20 protein-coding genes, 4 tRNA genes and 2 pseudogenes are annotated in these 25,449 nt (G+C 39.1%); 24 read left to right on the top strand and 2 right to left on the bottom strand.

Annotated elements, in window-relative coordinates; translation table 11 throughout:
* The first annotated feature begins 13 nt into the window (after positions 1-13).
* The 5 genes from FK004_RS00245 to FK004_RS00225 all read left to right on the top strand — a co-directional run bounded on the left by FK004_RS00245 (position 14) and on the right by FK004_RS00225 (position 10,714).
* Positions 14-1,867 carry a S8 family serine peptidase gene (locus FK004_RS00245; RefSeq protein ID WP_108735439.1) on the top strand — a complete coding sequence of 618 codons (1,854 nt, stop codon included), beginning with the start codon at positions 14-16 and terminating at the stop codon, positions 1,865-1,867.
* Between the two features lie 577 nt (positions 1,868-2,444).
* Positions 2,445-5,621, top strand: a complete 3,177-nt coding sequence (locus tag FK004_RS00240) for a SusC/RagA family TonB-linked outer membrane protein (protein WP_108735438.1) — start codon at positions 2,445-2,447, stop codon at positions 5,619-5,621.
* Between the two features lie 16 nt (positions 5,622-5,637).
* On the top strand, positions 5,638-7,098 hold the full coding sequence (locus FK004_RS00235) for a SusD/RagB family nutrient-binding outer membrane lipoprotein (RefSeq protein ID WP_108735437.1): 1,461 nt from the start codon (positions 5,638-5,640) through the stop codon (positions 7,096-7,098).
* 144 nt (positions 7,099-7,242) lie between these two features.
* Entirely contained in the window at positions 7,243-9,177 is a 1,935-nt protein-coding gene (locus FK004_RS00230) for a putative porin (RefSeq protein ID WP_108735436.1), read from the top strand.
* A 175-nt stretch (positions 9,178-9,352) separates the two neighbouring features.
* Entirely contained in the window at positions 9,353-10,714 is a 1,362-nt protein-coding gene (locus FK004_RS00225; protein WP_108735435.1) for a pyridoxal-phosphate dependent enzyme, read from the top strand.
* 74 nt (positions 10,715-10,788) lie between these two features.
* On the opposite strand, the gene FK004_RS00220 is transcribed toward FK004_RS00225, so the two are convergent.
* Positions 10,789-12,468: a GLPGLI family protein gene (locus FK004_RS00220; RefSeq protein ID WP_108735434.1), complete on the bottom strand. Its 1,680-nt coding sequence runs from the start codon at positions 12,466-12,468 to the stop codon at positions 10,789-10,791.
* Positions 12,469-12,951: 483 nt separating this feature from the next.
* Between FK004_RS00220 and FK004_RS00215 the strand changes: the two genes are divergently transcribed.
* From FK004_RS00215 to FK004_RS00190, 6 genes and pseudogenes are all read left to right on the top strand, one after another.
* Entirely contained in the window at positions 12,952-13,440 is a 489-nt protein-coding gene (locus FK004_RS00215; protein WP_108735433.1) for a 3'-5' exonuclease, read from the top strand.
* A gap of 94 nt (positions 13,441-13,534) precedes the next feature.
* A complete protein-coding gene (locus FK004_RS00210; protein WP_317046958.1) occupies positions 13,535-14,806 on the top strand; it encodes a DUF2851 family protein in 1,272 nt (423 codons plus the stop codon).
* Positions 14,807-14,847: 41 nt separating this feature from the next.
* Positions 14,848-15,075 (top strand): PspC family transcriptional regulator, encoded by a 228-nt coding sequence (locus FK004_RS00205; protein WP_108735431.1) that lies wholly within the window; start codon positions 14,848-14,850, stop codon positions 15,073-15,075.
* A 36-nt stretch (positions 15,076-15,111) separates the two neighbouring features.
* On the top strand, positions 15,112-15,978 hold the full coding sequence (locus tag FK004_RS00200; protein ID WP_108738691.1) for a ComEA family DNA-binding protein: 867 nt from the start codon (positions 15,112-15,114) through the stop codon (positions 15,976-15,978).
* Between the two features lie 16 nt (positions 15,979-15,994).
* A complete protein-coding gene (locus tag FK004_RS00195) occupies positions 15,995-17,137 on the top strand; it encodes an acyl-CoA dehydrogenase family protein (RefSeq protein ID WP_108738690.1) in 1,143 nt (380 codons plus the stop codon).
* Positions 17,138-17,350: 213 nt separating this feature from the next.
* Positions 17,351-17,860, top strand: a pseudogene (locus FK004_RS00190) (alpha-amylase family glycosyl hydrolase); the annotation flags it as partial.
* A 32-nt stretch (positions 17,861-17,892) separates the two neighbouring features.
* Here FK004_RS00190 and FK004_RS00185 read toward each other — a convergent pair.
* Positions 17,893-19,104, bottom strand: coding sequence for an IS256 family transposase (locus tag FK004_RS00185; RefSeq protein WP_108735429.1), 1,212 nt, complete (start codon positions 19,102-19,104; stop codon positions 17,893-17,895).
* Between the two features lie 152 nt (positions 19,105-19,256).
* On the opposite strand from FK004_RS00185, the pseudogene FK004_RS00180 reads away from it, so the two are divergent.
* The 13 genes and pseudogenes from FK004_RS00180 to rplA all read left to right on the top strand — a co-directional run.
* Positions 19,257-20,114: pseudogene (locus FK004_RS00180) on the top strand (alpha-amylase domain-containing protein); the annotation flags it as partial.
* 71 nt (positions 20,115-20,185) lie between these two features.
* Positions 20,186-20,380, top strand: a complete 195-nt coding sequence (gene rpsU, locus FK004_RS00175) for a 30S ribosomal protein S21 (protein WP_108735427.1) — start codon at positions 20,186-20,188, stop codon at positions 20,378-20,380.
* Positions 20,381-20,450: 70 nt separating this feature from the next.
* Positions 20,451-21,347 carry a tyrosine-type recombinase/integrase gene (locus FK004_RS00170; RefSeq protein WP_108735426.1) on the top strand — a complete coding sequence of 299 codons (897 nt, stop codon included), beginning with the start codon at positions 20,451-20,453 and terminating at the stop codon, positions 21,345-21,347.
* Between the two features lie 30 nt (positions 21,348-21,377).
* Positions 21,378-21,680: a ribosome hibernation-promoting factor, HPF/YfiA family gene (hpf, locus tag FK004_RS00165; protein WP_108735425.1), complete on the top strand. Its 303-nt coding sequence runs from the start codon at positions 21,378-21,380 to the stop codon at positions 21,678-21,680.
* Between the two features lie 89 nt (positions 21,681-21,769).
* Positions 21,770-21,843: transfer RNA gene (locus tag FK004_RS00160), tRNA-Thr, on the top strand.
* A gap of 32 nt (positions 21,844-21,875) precedes the next feature.
* Positions 21,876-21,956: transfer RNA gene (locus tag FK004_RS00155), tRNA-Tyr, on the top strand.
* Positions 21,957-22,013: 57 nt separating this feature from the next.
* Positions 22,014-22,085: transfer RNA gene (locus FK004_RS00150), tRNA-Thr, on the top strand.
* A 53-nt stretch (positions 22,086-22,138) separates the two neighbouring features.
* Positions 22,139-23,326 carry an elongation factor Tu gene (tuf, locus tag FK004_RS00145; RefSeq protein WP_108735424.1) on the top strand — a complete coding sequence of 396 codons (1,188 nt, stop codon included), beginning with the start codon at positions 22,139-22,141 and terminating at the stop codon, positions 23,324-23,326.
* Between the two features lie 61 nt (positions 23,327-23,387).
* A tRNA-Trp gene (locus FK004_RS00140) sits at positions 23,388-23,458 on the top strand.
* A 16-nt stretch (positions 23,459-23,474) separates the two neighbouring features.
* Entirely contained in the window at positions 23,475-23,672 is a 198-nt protein-coding gene (secE, locus tag FK004_RS00135) for a preprotein translocase subunit SecE (RefSeq protein WP_108735423.1), read from the top strand.
* 10 nt (positions 23,673-23,682) lie between these two features.
* Positions 23,683-24,234 carry a transcription termination/antitermination protein NusG gene (nusG, locus tag FK004_RS00130; RefSeq protein WP_108735422.1) on the top strand — a complete coding sequence of 184 codons (552 nt, stop codon included), beginning with the start codon at positions 23,683-23,685 and terminating at the stop codon, positions 24,232-24,234.
* A 65-nt stretch (positions 24,235-24,299) separates the two neighbouring features.
* On the top strand, positions 24,300-24,737 hold the full coding sequence (gene rplK, locus FK004_RS00125; protein WP_108735421.1) for a 50S ribosomal protein L11: 438 nt from the start codon (positions 24,300-24,302) through the stop codon (positions 24,735-24,737).
* Positions 24,738-24,750: 13 nt separating this feature from the next.
* Positions 24,751-25,440 carry a 50S ribosomal protein L1 gene (gene rplA, locus FK004_RS00120; protein ID WP_108735420.1) on the top strand — a complete coding sequence of 230 codons (690 nt, stop codon included), beginning with the start codon at positions 24,751-24,753 and terminating at the stop codon, positions 25,438-25,440.
* The last annotated feature ends 9 nt before the right edge of the window (positions 25,441-25,449 follow it).

Below are 25,449 nucleotides of genomic sequence, written 5' to 3'. Positions count from 1 at the left end.
CTTTATTTAGATCATGAAAAAAAATATTTTATTACTATTGTTATTTCCTGGCTTTGTGTTTGCTCAAAATAATGAGCAACGTAGCAAAATCATTGCTGCCTATAATGAAGGAAATATTAAAAAACTTAAATCCAAGGTTGAGTTATTTCAACAGGAGCAGGCAAAAATGATTGCAAATTATAAGAGTCAGTTTAAAGTTGTTGACTCTGAGCAAAAATCGTTACAGCGTATCTTTAATGGTGAGCCTGTTTTTTTTACTATTGGTAACGCTGGTGCCTCACGCACAATTAGCGCTAATAAGTTGTATCCCGGTGGAGGATTAAATCTTAATATAACCGGTTCAGGTATGGTTGCTGGTGTATGGGATGGTGCAGACGTACGGACAACCCATCAGGAATTTGTTGATAAAGTTACTATCACCGATGGTTTTACCGCTACATTAAGTGATCATTCTACGCATGTAACTGGAACCATTTTGGCTACTGGTATTAGTCCTGACAGAAGAGGTATTGCTTACAATGCTTCTGCCAGAACAAATAACTGGACTAATGATGTTTCGGAAATGATAGGATTTGCTCAAGGAGGATATTTGGTCTCAAATCATTCTTATGGATACCAAGCGGAAACATTGGCAAATTGGAGGTTTGGAAAATATGATGATACTTCCGCTACAATGGATGAGATTATGCATACTTTTCCATATTATTTAATTGTGTCTGCAGCCGGAAATGATAGAGCAACTACGTCAATAAGTCAAGTTACTGCCAAAAACGGTTATGATTTATTAACGGGTATGGGGACTAGCAAAAATGGTTTAACTGTTGCTGCAGTTTCAAATGTGGATAATTATGTAAGCGCGAACAGTGTTATAGTATCTAATTTTACAAATTTTGGACCTACAGATGATGGGCGTATTAAACCAGATATTTCAGCAAAAGGTGTTAATGTGAATTCTACTATCAGTACTTCTGATACTTCATATGGTACAATGAGCGGAACTTCTATGGCTACGCCTGGAATTACAGGATTAGTGGTATTGTTGCAGGATTATTATAATACTGTAAATTCACATTTTATGAAAGCAGCAACAGTAAGGGGTTTAATCTGTCATACTGCTAAAGAAGCAGGTGCGGGAAAAGGTCCTGATTATAGAATGGGTTGGGGTTTAGCCGATGGAGAAAAAGCAGCTCTCCTTATTCGTGATAATGGAACCGGTACTTTTATTGATGAAAGAAATTTACTGAATAATGAAACTTTTACGAAAGTAATCACGATCAATCAGGCTCAGGATATTGAAGTTTCTATTACATGGACCGATCCGGAGGGGCAGGTAAATAATAATACACCAGATGATAGAACAGCAAGATTGGTAAATAATTTAGATTTAAAAATAACGAATAACGGTACAACATATTACCCTTGGAAATTAAATCCATTATTACCCGTTAGTAAAGCTACTCAGAATTCAGACAATGATGTTGATAATATCGAAAAAGTTCATATTTATAATGCGCAACCTGGAACATATACTATTCAGGTAACTCATAAAGGAACTTTGGCAGGAGGATCTCAGGAATATTCTATGATCGGAAATGTTTCAGGTGGAACATTGGGAATCAATGATGTGTCGGCAGATAAATCAATATTTATTTATCCTAATCCAGCAAATGATAGATTAAATTTTACATTACCTCAGAATCTTATTTTATCAGATGTAATTGTATACGATATTACAGGAAAAGTAGTCGTGAACAAATTGAATGCTGAAGCAAAACAAATCGATGTTTCGCAATTAGGAAGTGGTGTTTACTTCGTGAAATTTATTTCTGAAGATAAATCAATAACTAAGAAATTCGTTAAGAAATAGAAATGAATTAGGGATGCTTTTTGCATCGAAAAATTTAATAGATAAGCCCTCATGCATTCATTGTATGAGGGCTTTTTTTATAGTCTTAAAAAAAAACAGTTCTGATTTCTACTGTATAGTGCGGAATAATAGATCACTTTGGCAACCGATAATTTGACATTACATTATAGGTCTATTAAGTCTCAGATCATGGTGTATAATTAGCTGTACGAAAAATAAGGATTAAATACTATTTATTTTAACATTCCAAACAGTTGACGTATTGTGGATTTTAACACAATATTTCCAGTCTCAAGCAAAATACAATAATCTACAATTGTAGTAAATAAAAATTATTAGCCTCAATCACTAATAATAGTGCAATGTTTTTTTATGATTTTATTCAAATTATCATTTTTATTTAATAGTATCGGATAGTAATCGAAGTAGAAAGGTTAAAAAGATCTCAGGATTTAAAATCCTTTCTTGGGAGGTTATCACGTCGGCGAAACGGGCAGGAGAGGTATGTCGTAATCTGATATTCTTTTGTGATTTATTTGTATAGGTTTGGGTTTTTATTAACTTATACAAATAAATTATGAGGTCAAAATTCAAATGGATCGCTTCGCTAATTTTAGCATTAATGGTTCAGATTTCTTTTGCACAGCAAAAAGTAGTTACGGGGGTAGTTACAGATGGCACTTTGCCATTGCCAGGTGTGAATGTATTAATTAAGGGTAGTATCAGAGCTACACAGACAGACTTTGATGGTAAATATTCCATCAAGGCACAGGAAGGGGACATATTGGTTTTCTCTTTTATTGGAATGAAAGAAGCAACCGTAAAAGTAGGGTCTTCCGCGACAATCAACCATGCTATGGATTCCGACAGGAATGAATTGGATGCTGTAGTGGTTACTGCATTTGGAATAAAGAAAAGTGCCAAAGCAGTAGCTTATGCTGTACAGGAAGTGAAAGGGGCCGACTTAAACAGGGCGTCCAATAACAGCTTGTCCGGGGCTTTACAAGGAAAATTAGCCGGGGTCCAAATCACGCCTTCCAGCGGGGCACCGGGAGCTTCATCACAGATTAACATTCGTGGTGCGCGGTCATTTACAGGGAATAATACCCCTTTATATGTAATCGATGGAATGCCCGTTGCTTCAACAGCAGACTATAATACCGGGAATAGTGTTACCGGTGCCGATGTAGCTAATAGAGCTGTCGATATCGACCCTAATGATATCGAAAGTATCTCAGTACTTAAGGGTCAGGCAGCAGCAGCTTTATACGGATTACGTGCTTCAAATGGAGTTATCGTAATTACAACCAAAAGTGGAAAAGGCCTGGCAAAAGGAGGAAAGCCCGTTATCAGTTATGCTACTTCTGTAAGCTTTGAGACGATCTCTAAGAAACCGACATTGCAGAATGAATATGCACAGGGAGCACAAGGCCAGTTTAATCCTTATTCGTCCACCAGTTGGGGACCTAAGATCTCCGAACTGCCAAATGATCCTACCTATGGGGGGAATGTCTCAAATTCTTTCAATGGTGGAGTATTGCGTCCGGGAATGTACTATGTGCCACAAAGGGCAAGTGCCGGACTGGATCCATGGGTGAAACCATCAGCACCAAATAATATAGATGATTATTTTAGGGTAGGGCATACTATTAATAATTCCGTAAACCTAAGCCAGGCTACTGAAAAAACCAATTACTCTTTTGGATTCGGTAATGCCACACAGGAAGGATTTATGCCGGGTACTGCAATGAAGCGTTACACGCTGAAAGCAGTGGTGGATACCAAGCTAAATGACCAATGGTCTACTGGTTTTTCTGCCAATTATGTACAGACTAAAATTAATAAAGCCTCTTCTGGAAATGATTCTCCTTTACCTGGAGTTTTCGCTGCACCGCGGAGTTATGACCTGAAAGGGAATGGTTCAGCATCTGCTACCAATCCGTATGAGCAGGTGTTTTTTAGAAAGAATGTATTCAATAATCCATATTGGGCGGCAGAACACAATGAGTTCAGTGAAAAAACAAACCGTTTTTATGGTAATGCCAACATTCAGTACAAACCGGTTATTAGTGCCGATGGCGATAAAAGGTTAGCGTTTAAATACCAGGCCGGTATCGATTCCTATACGACAAATTACAGGGATGTTTACGAATTTGGACACCAGCATGATCTTACCGGTGGTTCCAGCCGTATTAATTTATATGGCGTTACTACCGATGTAATCAATTCCTTACTGACAGTGAATTATAGTATGGACATCACCGAAGATTTGAAATTTGATGCTTTGGTGGGGAATGAGTACAATCATGAAAATAGCAAACGTTACAATGATGAAGGTTCAGCACTTAATTTTGGAGGCTGGCAAACCATTGAAAATGCACGAACAGTAACTTCGCAGGAAACCAGAAGGCAATACCGCACAGTGGGCTTTTTTGGAAATGCTGGTTTTTCCTATAAAGACATGATTTTCTTGAATGGAACCATCCGTAAAGATATTGTATCGAGCATGCCAAGAGGGAATCGCTCTTTTGTGTATCCATCCGTATCCTTAGGGATTGTGCTGACAGAGATCGAAGGATTAAAAGATAATTCCATACTTTCCTTTGCGAAAATTAGAGGTGCTATAGCTGAAGTAGGCCAGGCAGGTGATTATTATAAAGACTACTACAGAAGACCGAGTTATGGCGGTGGATTCTGGTCGGGAGTTCCGGTACAATATCCATTAGGAGATACAAGTTCTTTTATACCGAATTCAGTATTGTATGATCCAAACCTGAAACCACAAAATACAAAATCGTATGAAGTGGGAGTAGACCTGAAGTTCTTCAATAACAGGATCGGTATTGATTATGCTTTTTCAAGACAAAATGTAACCGATCAGATTTTTGCCGTGCCATTGGCAGGTTCAACAGGGGCTTCCTCTTTTGTAACGAATGGTGGAAAACTACACACTATTGCACATGAAGTAATGTTCTTTGCCAATCCGGTGAAAACAACAGATTTTGACTGGAACTTTAATGTGAATTTCTCCAAAGCAGATTCTTATGTGGATGAATTGGCAGATGGTGTGGATAATATTACCCTGGGTGGTTTTGTTACGCCTCAGATCCGTGTAAGTAAAGGAGACCGTTTCCCGGTAATTTACGGAACCAGTTTTGTCAGGGATGAGCATAACAATATTATAGTAGATGCTAACGGAATGCCGCTTTTAGGAGAGGAAAAAGTGTTAGGGGAAGTGATGCCTAAATTTGTATTGGGTGGTTCTACACAATTTACCTACAAGAGAGTATCTGTTGGAGCGACGTTCGAATGGAAAAATGGTGGAAAAATGTACAGTGGAACCAATAACCTGCTGAGTTACTATGGTGTGGATTCCAGTACAGGAGACCGTGACTTGCCTTATGTTTTTCCAGGAGTAAAAGAAGATGGTTCTAAAAATGATGTCATTGTCCAGGGATCAACAGACCGGTTACGACTGGAAGACCGACTGAATGGTATTACCGAAAACAGTGTGTATGATGCAAGTTTTGTGAAATTGAGAGAAGTTACGATCGGCTATAGCTTTCCAAAACTAATGAAAGAGATGGTAGATCTTAGGATTTCAGCTTTTGCCAGAAATATTCTGTTATGGTCTAAATTACCAAACCTTGATCCGGAATCATCACAGGGAAACAACAATATGGCTGGAGGATTTGAACAATGGTCAATCCCACAGGCAAAAAGTATGGGTTTCAGTTTAAATGTTTCCTTTTAACATAATAGCGAATACAATGAAGAAAATAAAATACATAACCGCAGGGCTTTTAAGCCTCTGCCTCTTCCAGGCTTGTTCAGAGGACAAGATGGATGAGATTAATGAGAATACAAATAATCCGATTAATGTACCAAGCCGATTGATCATTACCGATGTAATGACAGCCTCTGCTTTTTCACTAACCGGAGCGGATCTTTCATTCTACACGGGGGTCTATACCGAATTGCACGGTGGTGGGCACAATCAGATGTACCGCGCACAGATTCGATCCGGGGAGCCACAGTTGTCGGCAACCTACAACAATATGTGGAACGCCAGCTACATCCAGCTGCGTACATTAAAGATTATCATTGATAAATGCAGTACCGGGGAAGAAGCAGGAAACTATCATACACTGGGAATTGCAAAAATCTTATATTCCTATAATTTAGCAATGCTGACGGATCTTTTTGGTGATGTTCCACATTCTGAAGCCCTACAGCCGATAGCGAACAAACAGCCCAAATTAGACAAGCAGGAAGACATCTACAATGAGGTGATTGCCGGTTTGGAAGAAGGAATTCTGGAGCTTAGTAAAACTACAGGTTATGCCAGTTTAGGAAATCAGGATCCTATCTATAGAGGGGAAGCGCAAAACTGGATTAAGGCGGCTAATGGTTTGTTAGCGCGTTATACCATGCGTTTGTCACACAGGACAGCCGACTATGCCGCAGTAATTGCGTATGCGGATGCTTCCTTTGCAGCGCAGTCAGAAGAAATGAAATTTGTAAACGCTCAGGTACCAAATCCTTTTGCACGTTTCCACAGGGATCGTTCTGCATTATTTGTGTCGAAGAGTTTTTATGAGAAGATGCTGGCAAATGGTCCTGCAGATGCAAGAACAGAGTCATTCTTTACGAAACTGGAAACGACTCCGGGATCAGGTGTTTTCGAAGTGAAACCATTGGACAACGCACAGGAGAATCCTTTAGAAGGACAGAACCTGTATTCCATTTCCGCATTAATGAGTGAGTCAAATCCTATTTATATGATGAGCTACCATGAACTGCTATTCTTGAAAGCAGAAGCACAGGCGAGATTAGGACAGGATACGGCAGCTTTGGAAACCTTGGATAAAGCACTCGTTGCTGCATTTACAAAAACACAAAGGGTAACTTTTACACCAGAACAGGCGTCAACCTATTTTGCCAGTTTGGGAACCTTGACCGGAAATGATTTGTTGAAGAAAATTATGTTGGAAAAATACATTTCATTCTATGAAAATGAAGCCGTAGAAGCCTATAATGATATCCGACGCCTGAACGCTATGGGGAATGCTGATTTTATTCCTTTGGTACATCCTTCGCCGAATAAGTTTCCACAACGCTTATCCTACGGGAATTCTGATGTATCACGAAACCCGAATGTACAGGCCGCTTATGGGGACGGAAGTTATGTCTACACCGAAAAAGTATGGTGGGCAGGCGGAACCCGATAAAAGGATTATTGGTGTAGTAATAACATCATAAACATTCCTTTAAACCCACATCAGGCTGCATTTACAGTCAAAACCCATCAAGATTTTTTTGATGGGTTTTTTTATGTAAAAAAAATTACCTTTGTCCAAAATGTTATCCTGTTTATGATAAAGAAATTAGTATTGGCTTTACTGTTGTTATTCCCTTTTATTTTGATGGCTCAAAATAAAAATGCGGGGGAGGATAAAAAAGCAGAAAAAAGCACCTTCCAAAAAGCGAAAGAGGCCAGGATCAAGGAAAATGCCGAAAAAGCACCTATTAACTTATACCGGATTATCACTATAGATAGGGATACCACATTTGTGGATACTTCACTCACCATTCAGAAAGAATATAAATTCAATTGCCTGCGTAAAGATAATTTTGGGTTGCTTCCTTTTGCAAATGAAGGACAAACCTATAATACACTTGATTTTGAACTGACCAACTTTTCCCCTTATCCGGAATTTGGATTCAAAGCCAAACATTTTAATTACCTCGAAACACGGGATATCAAATACTATTCGGTAGCGACACCGTTTACCGAACTCTATTTTAAGACCGTTATGGAACAGGGGCAAATGCTGGATGCATTCCTGACCCTGAATACTTCCGAAAGACTGAATTTTTCAATTGCCTATAAAGGACTGCGTTCCGTGGGTAAATATGTGAACCAGGTTTCCAGTAACGGAAACTTCCGGTTTACAACGAGCTATAAATCCCATAAAAACCGCTACCTGCTCAATGCACACTTTACAGCGCAGGATTTGTACAATGATGAAAATGGGGGAATCCTCAGTACTGCCAATTTTGAAAGTGGCGAAGATCCGTTTACCGAAAGGGCCCGATTGGATGTTTATTTTGATGATGCCTCTTCCATGCTAAAAGGAAACCGGTATTTTATCGACCATTCCTTTAGGATCAATAAAGAAGGCGGCGATAATAATTTACGGATTACCCACCAGATGAATTTTGAAAATAAATCGTTCGAATTCTCGCAGCCTACCATAAGTACGCGTTTTGGACCTTCCTATGTTTCTTCCAATATTAAAGATAAAACCCGCTACAATCGGTTTTATAATAAAGTAGGAGCCACCTATGAGAATAGTACTATAGGCGAAGTGCAGTTTTTTATAGAGGATTTTAGATACAACTATTATTACAACAGGGCTATCTTTGATGGAACAGGGCTTATAATCCCAAATAAATTAGGCACAACAATCAATAGTGTTGGTGGGCAGTACCGTTACCAGAAAAACAATTGGAATGGTAAGTTTTTATATTCCAGATCCATTTCCACCCAGTCCATTTCAAACCTGGATGCTTCGGTAGTGTATCGTTTGGATGATAAGAATCATTTTACATTCCGATACCAGAACATCAGTAAGCTACCGGATAACAATTATAGCCTGTATCAAAGTGGTTACACCGAATACAACTGGTCCAATAGTTTTAAGAACCAGAAGATCAATTCACTGCATGTAGAGGCGAAGACGCAATGGGCGACCGCATCATTAGAATTGACTACCCTAAACGATTACCTTTATTTTCAAAATACACAAGCCCGCATTGATTCGCTTATTGTAAAACCATTCCAATACAATAAGGTGATTAATTATATGGCTTTCAAAGTAGCCAAAGAATTCAAATTCGGAAAGTGGGCTTTGGACAACACCGTATTATATCAGAAAACAGATCAGTCCGATAAGATCTTAAACGTGCCACAACTGGTGACCCGTAATACGATTTATTATTCTGATTTTATTTTCAAAAAAGCAATGTACATCCAGACCGGGATTACCTTTAGCTATTTTTCAAAATACTATGCTAATGATTATAACCCGCTGATTGGGGAGTTTTATGTACAGCAGGAAAAACAAATTGGGGATTTTCCGATGTTCGATTTCTTTATTAATGCCGAAGTCGGGCAAACCCGCATTTACCTGAAAGCAGAACATTTTAATTCGGCACTTTCAGGATATGATTTTTATTCAGCACCCAACTATCCTTACCGTGATTTTATTGTACGGTTTGGTCTGGTTTGGAATTTCTTCAAATAGGCAATTGACATATACTATACAGCAGCCAAACAGTACAAACTGTTTGGCTTTTTTGATTTACAGCCCGGGGATTCCCAGGTGGTCCGATGGGAATAATAGGAGTAATGGCAAAAAATAACGTCTAAATCATATCAACTTCTTATCTTTGCAGCGAAAAATTGTAGACAGTTTAAATATGAAATACGCAAAAAATATTTTAGAGACTATTGGTAATACACCTTTGGTAAAACTAAATAAAACGATAGAAGATATTGAAGCCCTCGTGCTTGCTAAAGTAGAAACGTTTAATCCGGGTAATTCTGTAAAAGACAGGATGGCTGTAAAAATGATTGAAGATGCAGAAGCAGACGGGCGTTTAAAACCAGGAGGAACCATCATCGAGGGAACGTCCGGAAATACCGGAATGGGACTGGCTTTGGTAGCTATCGTAAAAGGATATAAGCTTATCTGCGTGATTTCCGACAAACAATCAAAAGAAAAAATGGATATCCTGCGTGCCGTAGGAGCAAAGGTAGTTGTATGTCCAACAGATGTAGAACCAACCGATCCACGTTCGTACTATTCTGTTTCAAAGAGACTGGCAGAAGAAACGCCAAACGCATGGTATGTAAACCAGTACGATAATCCATCCAATGCTATTGCGCACTATGAGCAGACAGCTCCGGAAATCTGGGAACAGACAGAAGGTAAGATTACTCATTTTGTAGTAGGTGTAGGAACAGGAGGAACAATCTCTGGTGTGGCAAAATATCTGAAAGAAAGAAATCCAAATATCAAAATCTGGGGAATTGATACCTACGGTTCTGTATTTAAAAAATACCATGAAACCGGAATTTTTGATGAAAATGAAATCTATTCCTACATTACAGAAGGAATCGGAGAAGACATCTTGCCTAAAAACGTTGACTTTTCATTAATTGACGGTTTTACCAAAGTAACCGATAAGGACGCGGCAGTATACACCCGTAAACTGGCACTTGAAGAAGGTATTTTTGTAGGGAATTCAGCTGGAGCAGCCATCAAAGGATTGCTGCAGTTAAAAGAGCACTTCAAACCGGAAGATGTTGTTGTGGTGCTTTTCCATGATAGCGGAAGCCGTTATGTTGGAAAAATGTTCAATGATGACTGGATGCGCGAAAGAGGTTTCCTGGAAGAGGAAATCAAAAAAGCCGAAGATGTAATCAAAGACCATATTGATAAACCATTGGTAATTGTACGTACCGAAGAATTGGTATCCCATGCCATTGAAAGAATGCGTAAATATAAAATCTCACAAATCCCGGTAATTGATATCAATGGATTTGTAGGTTCAGTAGATGAAACAGATTTATTCCAGAGTTATGTTTCCGATAAAGATGTAGCAGATAAACCCATTCGCGAAATAATGGGCAAACCATATCCGATTGTAAAACTGGGTACTTCAATAGAAGAAGTCTCTAAATTGTTCAGCAAAGACAATCAGGCCGTATTGGTGGATTTAGGAAATGGCAAACACCATATCATTACCAAATACGATATCATCGGTTCTATAAAATAAGGAAGTAAGAAAACTAATTAGATAGTTTTGTACTGATAAAAAATAACCCTTGGTATATGCCAGAGGTTATTTTTTTACTCTCCAATCAATACACCCGAAACATTCCAGGAACTGAAACTGCCCCCTTCATTTGCGCCCTGTGGGATAGTTACCGTAATCGTATGACTACCGGCAGCCATCGGCCCTAAATCGATCCAGTACGGATTGGTCACTGTACCGGGACACCAATTGGAACGGCTATAGTCCGAAGAGGATAATCCGTTTTCAAAATTCCCGGAAGCAGGATTGCTCAATCGGTAGGAACCGCAATCCGTTCGCCATGGCGCCAGGTCAAATATCGTTTTTCCATCCAGTGTAATAGTATTTTTCTTAGGGATAAATTCATCTCCGTTTTCCCAGCCTCCATGGCCCGTAGTGATATAACGCAATCGTGCATTTTTCAAAGGTTGTTTCAGTTGGAATGTAACTTCCAGCCCTTTTGGCGTATTGAATAAAGTACCATATTCCTGGCCGGCCATTTCCATAACATTCGTAGTATTAAAAAGTGGCAGTACAAAAGTGTCAGCACGAATAGCGGATTCTTCGTCGGGATGAATGGTAAGGTCAAGGCTTACTTTGTGCCCGCCTTTATCATAATTGCCTATAGTCATTCCAATATAGACTTCCTGCCCGCTCAATGCCGGGATCAATTCTGAGATTTCCTGACGGTACAAAACGCTATCCTGCCACACTTTGTTTTTTAGTTTTAGGGAATTGTACTGGTGGATGCCAAAAGGCGTAAAAAAGCGCATTAATTCTAATAAGGGAGTATAGTTATCGGTTCTGGCAATGCCCTGGTATTTCTTCCCATTACCATTGTCGTAAACCGGCAGGCTGCTGATTCCTTTTTGCAGGCCATCTAAAAAAGAGACGGAGCCTTCCATAGGAATCACGAATACCGATCCCGTACGGTCATAAGCATCCCCATTGGATTGCTCTGTCACCGCAGCAAAAACAAGGCTGCCATTTTTTATTTTGGGTAGTTTTACTTTTTTGACCAGTATGGTGCCATTCGCAAAACGCAAAATAGAATCGTTGGATTTCGATTGATCGGAGAAGTTGATGATTTCGTTTTCAAAAATAGGAATCGTTTGGAATTTGCTTTTCCATAAAATATCGCGATAGGTCAGTACATCCACGGTTGGCGTAGTGGCAGCCGGTAAGGTGAGAACCGCAGGAGTTTTTTTTAGGATTTCAATTTTTGTGGCCAATACCTGATAGTTTCCATTTCGGTTCACTTCAAGCACAAGGCCTAAGTTTTGACCTAAGACTGAAGGGCCGCCTTTTTGAGGTAACGCATTCGTGTACCAGATCTCAATAGTATTGGAGTTGATACTAATTTTAGCTTTTTTGCAAGGATAACCCAGTATTTTCTTCGTGTCCGGCAGCAGTTCAAACTTTTGTTTTTCCAAAGCAGTACTGTCGGCAACCAGGATTGTTTTTTCGTTTTTCAATTGGGCAACCTGGTAAGTGGTGTTTTTAGGATAGAAAGTGTAGGTCTGTTCGATAGGGAAACCCGCTTTCTTTTGCAGTATTTTTTCCGTTGTCACCAGGCTGGTAGTCCCTGAGGCTAGAAGAAGTATAGGGTCCTGGTTTTCAATGACGGTTCCATTAGAACTTTTGGTATAGGTGACTTGTATCGTTTTACTTTTTTTCTGGGCTGTGGCCGAAAAGCCAACAAAAATTAAAAGGAAGAATAGAAGTGTAGGTTTCATTGTAAGGAATTAGAAAGTTGAAAAAACAAATATAATAAACGGTACAATACTATGGGGGATTATAGCGATTCCCTTTTTTAGAAGTTTATACTTACCGGAACAATAACACACCCTATAGAAATTAAATACACACCTACCGAAATAGTAAACACGCCTATAGAAAGTTAATACACGCCTACCGAAATAGTAAACACGCCTAAAGAAAGTAAGCACACGCCTACCGAAATAGTAAACACACCTATAGAAAGTAAATACACGCCTACCGAAATAGTAAACACGCCTATAGAAAGTAAATACACACCTACCGAAATAGTAAACACACCTATAGAAAGTAAACACACGCCTACCGAAATAGTAAACACACTCATAGAAAGTAAAAGCGCACTATTAAGTAGTCCTATATTCCGGGACTATAAATAAAATGCGCACTCCCTTTGACCGCATACGATAAGAGTTGTAAATTGCCCGGTAAAAGAAAAAAGAATGAATTTTACCGCTATCGATTTTGAAACGGCTACTGGTCATCCGGAAAGTGCCTGCGCAGTAGGCATAGTGACCGTTCAAAATGGAATAATTACCGATGAATATTATACACTGATCCAGCCACCACAAAATGAATATTGGTATCGTAATATCATGGTTCATGGGATCAAACCTATTGAAACCTGGGATAAGCCATTATTTGATGATTTGTTTCCTGAAATACAGAAGCGTTTGTTTGGGCAAACAATAGTGGCCCATAACGAAGCTTTCGACCGGAATGTATTAACGAAGACCATGAAATATTACGGCTTGTATTATGATGAGCTCGAAATTGCCGACCGTTGGGAATGCACCTGCAAAATATACAAAGCCAAAGGCTATAAACCAGCCAATCTGAAAGCCTGCAGCGAACGAAACAATATTGTGTTGAACCACCATGAAGCCTTATCCGATGCCCGTGCATGTGCACAACTGTATCTGTTGCAATAAATAAATTTTAAATATAAAAATCTAATAATCACCTTCTAATACATTTTTATGTAACTTTAAAGACCCCTTTTTTTATAAACGTTCAAATTCGTTCATGATGAAAGAAGATTTTTTACAATATGTATGGAAATTTAAAAAATTTAATTTTTCAGATTTAGTTACTACAGTCGGTGAAACACTTGTGATTTTAAATTCAGGCGAAGACCATTCAGGCTCCGGCCCTGATTTTTTCAATGCGCAGATCATGATTGACGATCAGATTTGGGCAGGCAACATCGAAATACATTTAAAATCCTCGGATTGGTATGTACATGCCCACGAAACCGATGTTGCCTATGAAAATGTAATCCTGCATGTCGTGTGGGAACATGACACCGAAGTCTACCGAAAGGATAATTCCGAAATTCCGGTTCTCGAAATCAAAAAGTACATTGCTCCAAATCTTCTAATGCGGTATAAAGCATTGACTGCGGGGAAATCATGGATTTATTGTGAGAAACAGCTCGAGTCCATCCCTCAGTTTACATTGATGCATTGGCAGGAACGCCTTTTTTTTGAGCGCCTGGAACGAAAGTCCGTCAGCATTACGGCCTTGGCGGAGCATTCTGGCAATGATTGGGAAGCTGTGCTTTTTTGGATATTGGCTAAAAATTTCGGACTGAATACCAATGGTGATCTGTTTTTAAAAATAGCCCGTTCCATTCCGTTTACCATAATCCGTAAGGAAGCTTTTGAGTATGAAAACCTGGAAGCCCTCCTGTTGGGCCGCGCCGGATTATTAGCGGATGAAAAAGAAGATCAGTATTACAAGTCCTTACAAAACCGTTGGATGTATTTGTCTGTCAAATACCAATTGGCACACGTACACATTGACCCGGTAGCATTTTTCCGGCACCGTCCCGATAATTTCCCCACCATCCGGTTGTCTCAGCTGGCCCAGTTATACCACAGGCACCACAATTTATTTTCCAAACTCATTTGTTGTGATACCGTTACACAAATTAAAGCCATACTTGAGGTCGCAGTCTCGCCGTACTGGAAAACCCATTACCAGTTTGACCGGCTTAGCCCTCCTAAAAAGAAAGTCTTTTCGGATGCTTTTATGGAACTGATTATCATCAATACAATTGTGCCTTTACAGTTTACCTATGCACTCCAAAATGGGCGCGATTGTACAGAAGAAAGCATCTGCCTGTTGTCGGCAATGGCTCCGGAAAAGAATGCGGTGCTGGATAAGTTCCTGGAATTTAAAATAAAAGCCCAATCAGCTTATGAATCGCAGGCTTTGTTACAGCTCAAGAAAGAGTATTGTGAAAGAAAGCGCTGTTTGGAATGCGCTATTGGGATAGAACTCTTAAAAGGATAATTTTTTTTATTAAATTTACGGCCATCAAACTAACAGTCACAATGGGATTTATTACGAACATACGTCATTTCTTTGAAAAGCATGGTTTTGAGGTTTCTTCCCGTCTTGCAGATAAACTGGGGATGCGTGCCAGTAGTGTGCGCCTTTTCTTCATCTATATTTCCTTTGTTACCATCGGGCTTTGGTTTGGAGTATACCTTACGTTGGCATTCTGGTTAAAGCTGAAAGACATGTTTTACACCAAGCGAAGTTCGGTGTTCGACCTGTAACTGCAATTGTTCATGGCCAGTACAAATACTACTGGAATGACTACAAAATATATGTATCTAAAATATACCCGGCAACAACGATCCGGGATACTGCTTTTTTTTACGGTGATTATTGCCTTGCAGTTCGGGTATTTCTTTTCCGATACTACGTTCAAAGAAGCACCAGATGCCGAACAGGAGCAATGGCTCGCCTTGCAGCCCGGTATTGAGCAGCAGAAAATAGAAAAAGCTAAAATAAAGGCTGCAATCTTGCCTTTTAATCCCAATTACATTTCGGACTTCAAAGGCTACCAACTGGGAATGACACCTGCAGAAATTGACCGCTTACTGGACTATCGGAAAACTGGCCGTTATGTGAATAGCCCGGAAGAATTCCAGCAGCTAACTCAAATTTCCGATAGCCTGCTACAACAAATCACTCCTTTATTTAAATTTCCCGATTGGCGTAAAAATAAAAAAAAGGCCTCTTTTTCAGTCGTGCCTAAAAAGGATCACCCGGTTTTTTCAATGGTGGATATCAATACAGCGACGCAGGAAGAACTGATGGGAGTAAAGGGGATAGGACCGGCATTGTCAAAGCGGATTCTGGAACAGAAAGAAGTGTTGGGTGCTTTTGCAATGTTGGAACAGTTAGAAGGCATTAGAGGTCTTTCGGCTGAAGTCATTCGGGAACTGGGAAAGCATTTTAAGGTGATGGCAGGTCCACCGCTGAGGAAAATAAACATCAATACTGCGAGCCTTAAAGAACTGGCACTTTTTCCCTATTTCAGCTATCCCCTTTCCAAAGAAATAGTGACTTTTAGAAGTATGAATAATGGCATTTTGAATATTGAGGATTTAACAAAAATAAACGGCTTTCCTGTTGAAAAGTTAAATTATATTGCCTTATATTTGGAATTCTAAAAAAAATAAGGTAAAAATGAATTTCGAAACAAGCGAAGCGCAAACGATGATAGCGCAATCCATCAGGGATTTTGCAGAAAAAAATATCCGTCCTAACATTATGAAATGGGACGAAGATCAGATATTTCCAGTAGAACTTTTTAAAGAACTGGGGCAGATGGGTTTTATGGGAGTTTTAGTTCCGGAGGAATTAGGTGGTTCCGGATTAGGATATCATGAGTATATTACCATTGTTGAAGAAATTTCAAAAGTAGACCCATCGATAGGACTTTCAGTTGCAGCACACAATTCATTATGTACGAATCACCTGTTGACTTTCGGTAATGAAGAGCAAAAGAAAAAATGGATTCCAAAATTGGCAACTGCCGAATTTATTGGAGCCTGGGGATTAACAGAACACAATACCGGATCGGATGCGGGAGGTATGAATACCACTGCAGTACGTGATGGAGACCATTGGATCGTAAATGGGGCTAAAAATTTCATTACGCATGCCATCTCTGGTGATATTGCTGTTGTAATTGTACGTACAGGAGAAAAAGGAGATTCTAAAGGAATGACTGCTTTCGTTTTCGAAAAAGGAATGCCAGGATTTACCTCTGGAAAAAAAGAAAATAAATTAGGAATGCGTGCCAGCGAAACTGCCGAATTGGTATTTGATAACTGTCGTGTTCCGGATGCCAACCGATTGGGTGAAGTAGGGCAGGGATTCATTCAGGCTATGAAAATTCTGGATGGTGGCCGTATTTCGATTGGGGCACTTTCTTTAGGAATTGCGAAAGGAGCTTATGAAGCTGCTTTAAAGTATTCCAAAGAAAGACATCAGTTTGGTCAGCCTATCAGCAGTTTTCAGGGGATCTCCTTTAAATTAGCAGACATGGCTACTGAAATTGAAGCTTCAGAATTGCTGTTGCATAAAGCGGCTTACCTGAAAAACAACCATAAACCGGTAACCACTTTGGGGGCTATGGCAAAAATGTTTGCTTCGGAAGTATGTGTAAAGGTTTCCAATGAAGCAGTACAGATCCATGGTGGTTACGGATATACCAAAGATTTCCCGGTAGAGAAATTCTACAGGGATTCTAAATTATGTACGATCGGAGAAGGAACTACAGAAATCCAGAAAGTAGTTATTTCCAGAAACCTGTTGAAAGACTAAATACGCTACTACAATATATTTAAGGCCGTTAGCAATTGCTAACGGCTTTTTTTATGCGTTAAAAAGAAAAGTTTAGAATTAATCATAGGGTGTAAAGAATGCTATTTTAATTATTTATTAACACTATAACGTTTTCGTGAAGTGGCGCTATTCGGTATTTGTAAAAAACAAGGTTAAAGTTTGTAGATTGGATAAAATTTAACCCCAAAATATATGAAAAACCTACTTTTGACAGCTGCGGCTGTCTGCTTTCTATTCGGTTGTAGCCGGGAAGAATTTATTGATGACACTCAGGCCACAGCTACGGATCCTACTGTAGCAGGAAATGGCGATTTAGCTTCCCGTTCTATTGGCGGAAAAGTAATGATGCAGGCCTTTTATTGGGATGTACCTGCGGGAGGAACCTGGTGGAATACGGTGAACGCTAAAATCCCTGCCTGGAAAAATGCCGGAATTGATGCCATATGGCTACCGCCTGCGACCAAAGCCCAGAATGGAGGATATTCCATGGGATATGATCCCTTTGATTACTATGATTTTGGAAGTTACAATCAGATGGGGAGTGTCGAGACCCGCTTTGGTTCCTTAGCAGAAATACAGACCTTGATCGCCACCGCGCATACCAACGATATCAGTGTGATTGCAGATATCGTTATTAATCATAATAGTGGTGGAGCTTCAGAAGCCAATCCGTTTACCGGAGGGACTACTTACACTAATTTTCGAGACTGGTCGAAATTTTGTGTAAACAGTTCTTAGTGTTTAATATTACACCTTTCTCCAAATATGACCAAGAACTGATTCATGATTAATCCCCAGCTTGGTATTGCATTTATCCAGCTTTTTTCACAATTTTGTATTGCTAAATAGACTGATTTCTTGACGCTTTTTTCATCTGGGAACTGCACTTTTGTTTTGGTATATTTTCTAATTCCCCTGTTTAAGTTTTCTATTGTATTTGTGGTGTACATTATTTTCCTGATTTCAGCAGGATAGGCCAAAAAAGGCATGAGATTTTCCCAATTCTTTTCCCAGGAGCAAACGGCATATTTATATTTTGCTTCCCAGTTTTTTTTAAATTCAGCCAGAGCTAAAACGGCTTCTTCCTGATTTATTGCAGTATATACTTCTTTCATTGCACTGCAAAATGCTTTTCTATCCTTAACTACTACAAACTTAAGGCTATTCCTTATTTGATGAACAATGCAAAGCTGGGATTCTGTATTTGGAAAAACACCTCTGATAGCTTTTGTAAATCCGGTAAGGTTATCTGTACAGGCAATGAGAATATCCTTTACTCCACGAGATTTTATGTCAGAGAGTACAGTCATCCAAAATGAAGCCGACTCTTCTTTATTTAGCCACATTCCTAATACTTCTTTCTTACCATCTGTTTTTAGTCCGATTACAATGTAAATTGCATGGTTTTCATATTTCCCATCTGTTCTTACTTTCATATGCACAGCATCCATCCAAACAATCAGATACTGTGGTTCTAAAGCCCTTTTAGTCCATAAATCAACATCAGCCAGTATTCTATCAGAGATGGTCGAAATCGTGGACTCACTTACTGATATCCCATAAACTTCTTTAACTTGTTCTACAATATCACTACGGGTCATTCCACGACTGTACATTCCTAAAATAGCATCTTCAATCTTTTCACTCATCGATTGGCCTTTTCCGATGACCTGAGGCTCGAATTCACCATTTCTATCCCGGGGAATAGCCAGGACCATATTGCCCAAAGTCTCTGATTTTATATTCTTTGAGAAAGAACCATTACGGCTATTGCCTGTATTGTATCCGTCAATATTATGCTTCTCATATCCCAGATGAGCATCCAATTCTCCCTGGAGTAGCTGTTCAATGCCTTGTTTATACAGGTCTTGAAAAAAAGTATGGAAGTCTTCTTTGTTTTTAAATTGCTTTGCAAAATCTTTGGGTAATTTACCATCTTCGATCATAATCCGCTCTTTTTAAATTATTTAAATGTAGTTCTTTTAAATTCTATACTTAATGATCTGTTGTTTTTTGGCTAAGCCTTAAAATCTCAAATCAAATTAAAATCAATTTCTACGTTTACACAATCTAACGACTACTCCCTAATTTTCAGCCTGCTTCCGGTAAGTTCATTCGATCGGCACTGGATTTTCATCCGAATGATGTGCACAATTCAGACAGTGGTTCTTTTGGTGGTTTCCCTGATTTGTGCCATGATAAGCCCTATGTGCAGGACTGGCTGTGGGGCAATGCGAATTCGGTAGCCAAATATTATAAAAACGTAATGGGCTTTGATGGATGGCGTTTTGATTTTGTAAAAGGCTTTGATCCTTCGGTAGTGAAAAACTGGAAAAATGCCGTTGGCGGTTTTACCGTGGGGGAATATTGGGATGGAAATGTGAATACTTTAGACTGGTGGACGAGCCAGGCAGAAGCCAGTGCATTCGATTTCGCCTGTTATTATGCCATGCGTGATGCCTTTAATGGAAATAACCTGAATAGCCTGAATAATGATATGCTTTGGAAAAGAAATTCGTCCCGGGCGGTAACTTTTGTAGCGAATCATGATACAGACGAAATCTATTCCAATAAGCTGCTGGCGTATGCTTATATCCTGACGCACGAAGGGTATCCGACATTATTTTACCGTGATTATGAAGAATGGCTGGATAAAAATAAATTGAATAACCTGATTTGGGTGCATAATAACCTGGCATCGGGGAATACAACACTATTGTATACAGATACGGATGAGTATGTAGCAAGAAGAAACGGTTATGGGACGAGCAATGGACTGGTGGTGTATATTAACAATAGTGATTCCTGGCAGGAACGTTGGGTACAAACCAATTGGGCCGGTGCAGTAATAAAAGATTATACCGGGAATTCTTCGTGGGAGCCGGTTACACAATCGGACAAATATGTAAAGGTTCAGGCGCCGCCAAGAAGCTATACGGTGTGGTCTAAAAAATAATTGGTGGTTTTATTTTGTATTCCGGAAATTAGTTATAAGTTTGCAGCCTTAACGAGAGGAGGTGTTATATTATGTTAATTATACCAATTAAAGACGGAGAAAATATCGATAGAGCATTAAAGCGCTATAAAAGAAAATTTGACAAAACAGGTGTTGTAAGACAACTGAGATCACGTCAGGCTTTCATAAAACCTTCAGTTACGAAAAGAGCACAAATTCAAAAAGCTGCTTACATTCAGAACATGAGAGACAATTTAGAGAACTAATACTTATTCTCTTTATAATATAAACCGTTAGTAGGTAAAGTTTAATAACTTTGCGACTAACGGTTTTTTTATGCAAAATAACAAACAATCTTTTCGGGATTACCTGCAACTGGAGAAGCATTATTCGCTACTTACGGTGAATGCTTATGGGAGGGACGTGGAGTTTTTCCAGCAATTCCTGATTTCGGAATTCGAACAGGAAAGTCTGGAAGAGGCTAATTACAGTCAGATCCGGAGCTGGATCGTTTCTTTGGTGGATGGTGGTATGGCGAACAGCTCTGTGAACCGGAAAGTAGCATCCCTGAAAGCGTTCTATCGTTTTTTGTTGAAGACAAAACAGATCGATTTGAACCCGTTGGCAAAACACAGAGCCTTGAAAGCGCCTAAAAAACTACAAATTCCTTTTTCGGAGCATGAGGTGTCGGATGTTTTTCAGGAATTAGAATTTACGGATGACTTCTGTGGAAGGCGGGATAAACTGATTATTGATTTGTTGTATACGACGGGAATGCGTCGGGCGGAATTAATTGGATTGAAAGTCAAATACGTTGATCTGTCGAATCATACGCTTAAAGTATTGGGCAAAAGAAATAAAGAACGCATCCTGCCGCTGTTGCCGGTATTGGTTCGGGAGCTTGAAATGTATTTTTCGGAACGTAAAAAGCTATTGGATATTGTGGATGACGAGTTTTTGTTTGTAACGTTAAAGGGCGTTAAATTATATGATTCTTTTGTCTATCGATTAATAAATGATTACTTTAGTAAAGTCTCAGAGAAGGTAAAAAAGAGCCCGCATATCCTACGTCATACGTTTGCGACTCACTTACTGAACAATGGGGCAGATTTAAATTCGGTAAAGGAATTATTAGGACATTCCAGTTTGGCTTCTACTCAGATTTATGTTCACAGTAGCCTGGCGGAATTGAAAAAAGTTTATGGTGATGCGCATCCCAGAAATAAGAAATGATTCAAATGTTAAACAATTAAAAATTTGATTATGAAGGTAAATGTCCAAGCTGTCAATTTTAATGTTGATGCAAAACTTTTAGGATTCATTCAAGAGCGAATGGATAAATTAGAACGGTTTTATGATAAAGTAGTTTCTGCCGATGTTTTTTTGAAGGTTGAGAATACAAGTGATAAAGAAAATAAAATTATTGAGATTAAGATTCATGTCCCCGGTGACGAGTTTATTGTTAAAAAGCAATGTAAAACTTTTGAGGAAGGTACGGATTTAGCCTCTAGTTCATTAGAAAGAGTTTTGTTGAAACGAAAAGAAAAAATAAGAACACACATATAATTGAATTTTTTTCAAAAATATTTTGAAAAAGAAACAAAAAGATATACATTTGCAGTCCGTTAGAAATAGCGGACTTTTTTATTCTATTCGCCGATGTAGCTCAGCTGGCTAGAGCAGCTGATTTGTAATCAGCAGGTCGTGGGTTCGAGTCCCTCTATCGGCTCTTAATTTTGAGAAGCAAAGAATATAAAAGTTGGGGAGATACTCAAGCGGCCAACGAGGGCAGACTGTAAATCTGCTGTGTGAACTTCGCAGGTTCGAATCCTGCTCTCCCCACAAAACTGATTATTTTGAATCGGATCGAAAGTGAAGAGTTGATGAGATCAGAGGATTGCCGGTGTAGCTCAGGGGTAGAGTGCTTCCTTGGTAAGGAAGAGGTCTCGGGTTCAATTCCCGACATTGGCTCAACAAGTAAGAATTTGAACACTAATATATAACTAAGATTAAAATTAAGTAAAATGGCAAAGGAGAATTTTAACCGTTCCAAACCGCACTTAAATATAGGTACAATTGGACACGTGGATCACGGAAAAACTACTTTAACTGCTGCTATTACGAAAGTATTATCAGATGCAGGTTACTGTCAGGCAAAATCGTTTGATCAAATCGACAACGCTCCAGAGGAGAAAGAAAGAGGTATTACAATTAATACATCTCACGTTGAGTATGAAACTGCTACCCGTCACTATGCACACGTTGACTGTCCAGGTCACGCGGATTACGTGAAAAACATGGTTACAGGTGCTGCTCAAATGGATGGTGCTATCATCGTTGTAGCTGCTACTGACGGACCAATGCCACAAACTCGTGAGCACATCCTTTTAGGACGCCAGGTAGGTATTCCAAGATTGGTTGTATTCATGAACAAAGTGGATATGGTTGATGATGCTGAGTTGTTGGAATTAGTAGAAATGGAAATCAGAGATTTATTGTCTTTCTATGACTATGATGGAGATAATACTCCAGTAGTTCAAGGGTCTGCTTTAGGTGGATTGAATAATGATCCTGCTTGGGTACCAAAAATTCTTGAATTGATGGCTGCTGTTGATAGCTGGATTGAAGAGCCAATTAGGGATACTGCAAAACCATTCTTGATGCCGGTTGAAGATGTATTTACAATTACAGGACGTGGAACTGTTGCTACAGGTCGTATCGAAACTGGTATTGCTAATACAGGTGATGCTGTTGAAATCATTGGTATGGGAGCTGATAAATTGACTTCTACTATTACAGGAGTTGAGATGTTCCGTAAAATCCTTGACAGAGGTGAAGCTGGAGATAACGTAGGTTTGCTTTTAAGAGGTGTTGATAAAGAATCTATCAAAAGAGGAATGGTTATCGTTAAGCCAGGATCAGTAAAGCCACACGCTAAATTCAAAGCTGAGGTTTATATCTTGAAAAAAGAAGAAGGTGGACGTCATACTCCATTCCATAATAATTACCGTCCACAGTTCTACGTACGTACAACTGACGTAACTGGAACTATCATGCTACCAACAGGTGTTGAGATGGTTATGCCAGGGGACAACTTAACTATTGATGTAACATTGTTAAGCCCAATCGCATTAAGCGTAGGTTTACGTTTCGCTATCCGTGAAGGTGGTAGAACTGTAGGCGCAGGACAGGTTACTGAAATTGTTGAGTAATTATTTAGGTACTAAATAAATTGAAGCCAGTAGGGTTTTTATGATTCTACTGGCTTTTAATACGGGCGTAGTTCAAGGGTAGAATAGCGGTCTCCAAAACCGTTGATGGGGGTTCGAATCCCTCCGCCCGTGCAAAAAAATAAATAGCATGGCAAAAGTTGGTAATTACATTAGCGAAGCTTTCGGGGAATTAAAAACGAATGTTACTTGGCCGGAATGGGCTGAAGTGCAACGATTAACCATTATAGTTGCGGTTTTTTCAATACTATTTGCTCTTGCGACTTGGGGAGTAGATGTGGTTTTTGCAAAAGCAATAGCTGGTTTCTTTTCTTGGATAAATTCTTAATATTCGTGTAATGACAGATAGTAGTGTGAAAAAATGGTACGTTGTAAGAGCTGTAAGTGGACAGGAAAATAAAGTTAAGGCTTATATTGAGACCGAAATCAATAGATTAGGTATGTCTGATTATATTTCTCAAGTACTTGTCCCTACTGAAAAGGTGGTTACAGTAAAAGACGGAAAGAAGATCAGTAAAGAAAAAGTATACTTTCCTGGTTATGTTATGATTGAAGCTGCTCTTACAGGAGAAATTCCTCATATTATTAAATCAATTACAGGAGTTATTGGTTTTTTAGGTGAAGTTAAAGGTGGTGATCCAGTTCCTTTAAGGATGTCTGAAGTGAACAGGATGTTAGGTAAAGTGGATGAGTTAGCTGTGAAAACAGACAGTCATTCAATTCCTTTTAATATTGGGGAAACAATTAAGGTGGTTGATGGTCCTTTCAACGGGTTCAATGGAACAGTTGAGAAAATCAATGATGAAAAGCGTAAACTTGAAGTGATGGTTAAGATTTTCGGAAGAAAAACACCATTGGAGTTGAGTTTTATGCAAGTTGAAAAAGTATAATTTTTGTTACATATATAATAAACCACGTTAATCGCTTCCAAGAGAGACGTGTTAAATTTTAAGAAATGGCTAAAGAAATTAGTAAAGTAGTTAAACTACAAGTTAAGGGAGGTGCAGCGAACCCATCGCCACCGGTTGGACCTGCTTTAGGTGCTGCTGGTGTTAATATCATGGAGTTCTGTAAGCAATTTAATGCTAGAACACAAGATAAACCCGGCAAAATTTTACCAGTGCAAATCACTGTGTATAAAGACAAATCTTTCGAGTTTGTTGTTAAAACGCCACCTGCTGCTATTCAATTATTAGAAGCTGCAAAAGTAAAATCTGGATCTGGGGAACCAAATCGTAAAAAAATCGCAAGTGTAACTTGGGATCAGATTAAAGCTATCGCTGACGATAAAATGGCTGATTTGAATGCATTCACTATTGAGTCTGCTATGAGCATGATCGCTGGAACAGCTAGATCTATGGGTATAACTGTAACTGGAGACGCTCCTTTTTAATTAAGAAAAAGAAATGGCAAAATTGACAAAAAAACAAAAAGAGGCTGCATCAAAAATTGAAAAGAATAAACTATACTCTTTGAAAGATGCTTCTGCATTAATTAAAGTGGTTGCTTCTGCAAAATTTGACGAGTCTGTTGATATCGCGGTTAAATTGGGTGTAGATCCAAGAAAAGCGAATCAAATGGTAAGAGGTGTGGTTACTTTACCTCACGGTACTGGTAAGGATGTAAGAGTTCTTGCGTTAGTTACTCCGGATAAAGAAGCTGAAGCTAGAGCTGCTGGTGCAGACCACGTAGGTTTAGATGACTACCTTCAAAAAATTAAAGATGGTTGGACTGATATTGATGTGATCATCACTATGCCAGCTGTTATGGGTAAATTAGGTCCTTTAGGTAGAGTATTAGGCCCAAGAGGTTTAATGCCAAACCCTAAAACAGGAACTGTTACTATGGATGTGGCTAAAGCTATTCAGGAAGTAAAAGCTGGTAAAATTGACTTTAGAGTTGATAAAACTGGTATTGTTCATGCAGGTATCGGAAGAATCTCTTTCGGAGCAGAACAAATTACTGAAAATGCCCACGAAATTATTCAAACATTACTTAAACTTAAACCAACTGCTGCTAAAGGAACATACATCAAAAGTATCCACCTTTCAAGCACCATGAGTCCTGCTATTGCATTAGACCCAAAGGCAGTATAATAATTGGTA

The organism is Flavobacterium kingsejongi, assembly GCF_003076475.1.
Lineage (GTDB): Bacteria > Bacteroidota > Bacteroidia > Flavobacteriales > Flavobacteriaceae > Flavobacterium > Flavobacterium kingsejongi.
The sequence above is the reverse complement of the archived record's forward strand: the minus strand, read 5'-3'. Positions and strand labels throughout refer to the sequence as shown.

What these genes read in the sequence shown, in the direction of transcription:
- FK004_RS00245 (WP_108735439.1), top strand. Translation starts at nt 14, where the DNA reads ATGAAAAAAAATATTTTATTACTATTGTTATTTCCTGGCTTTGTGTTT.
- FK004_RS00240 (WP_108735438.1), top strand. Translation starts at nt 2,445, where the DNA reads ATGAGGTCAAAATTCAAATGGATCGCTTCGCTAATTTTAGCATTAATG.
- FK004_RS00235 (WP_108735437.1), top strand. Translation starts at nt 5,638, where the DNA reads ATGAAGAAAATAAAATACATAACCGCAGGGCTTTTAAGCCTCTGCCTC.
- FK004_RS00230 (WP_108735436.1), top strand. Translation starts at nt 7,243, where the DNA reads ATGATAAAGAAATTAGTATTGGCTTTACTGTTGTTATTCCCTTTTATT.
- FK004_RS00225 (WP_108735435.1), top strand. Translation starts at nt 9,353, where the DNA reads ATGAAATACGCAAAAAATATTTTAGAGACTATTGGTAATACACCTTTG.
- FK004_RS00220 (WP_108735434.1), bottom strand. Translation starts at nt 12,468, where the DNA reads ATGAAACCTACACTTCTATTCTTCCTTTTAATTTTTGTTGGCTTTTCG.
- FK004_RS00215 (WP_108735433.1), top strand. Translation starts at nt 12,952, where the DNA reads ATGAATTTTACCGCTATCGATTTTGAAACGGCTACTGGTCATCCGGAA.
- FK004_RS00210 (WP_317046958.1), top strand. Translation starts at nt 13,535, where the DNA reads ATGATGAAAGAAGATTTTTTACAATATGTATGGAAATTTAAAAAATTT.
- FK004_RS00205 (WP_108735431.1), top strand. Translation starts at nt 14,848, where the DNA reads ATGGGATTTATTACGAACATACGTCATTTCTTTGAAAAGCATGGTTTT.
- FK004_RS00200 (WP_108738691.1), top strand. Translation starts at nt 15,112, where the DNA reads ATGACTACAAAATATATGTATCTAAAATATACCCGGCAACAACGATCC.
- FK004_RS00195 (WP_108738690.1), top strand. Translation starts at nt 15,995, where the DNA reads ATGAATTTCGAAACAAGCGAAGCGCAAACGATGATAGCGCAATCCATC.
- FK004_RS00185 (WP_108735429.1), bottom strand. Translation starts at nt 19,104, where the DNA reads ATGATCGAAGATGGTAAATTACCCAAAGATTTTGCAAAGCAATTTAAA.
- rpsU (WP_108735427.1), top strand. Translation starts at nt 20,186, where the DNA reads ATGTTAATTATACCAATTAAAGACGGAGAAAATATCGATAGAGCATTA.
- FK004_RS00170 (WP_108735426.1), top strand. Translation starts at nt 20,451, where the DNA reads ATGCAAAATAACAAACAATCTTTTCGGGATTACCTGCAACTGGAGAAG.
- hpf (WP_108735425.1), top strand. Translation starts at nt 21,378, where the DNA reads ATGAAGGTAAATGTCCAAGCTGTCAATTTTAATGTTGATGCAAAACTT.
- tuf (WP_108735424.1), top strand. Translation starts at nt 22,139, where the DNA reads ATGGCAAAGGAGAATTTTAACCGTTCCAAACCGCACTTAAATATAGGT.
- secE (WP_108735423.1), top strand. Translation starts at nt 23,475, where the DNA reads ATGGCAAAAGTTGGTAATTACATTAGCGAAGCTTTCGGGGAATTAAAA.
- nusG (WP_108735422.1), top strand. Translation starts at nt 23,683, where the DNA reads ATGACAGATAGTAGTGTGAAAAAATGGTACGTTGTAAGAGCTGTAAGT.
- rplK (WP_108735421.1), top strand. Translation starts at nt 24,300, where the DNA reads ATGGCTAAAGAAATTAGTAAAGTAGTTAAACTACAAGTTAAGGGAGGT.
- rplA (WP_108735420.1), top strand. Translation starts at nt 24,751, where the DNA reads ATGGCAAAATTGACAAAAAAACAAAAAGAGGCTGCATCAAAAATTGAA.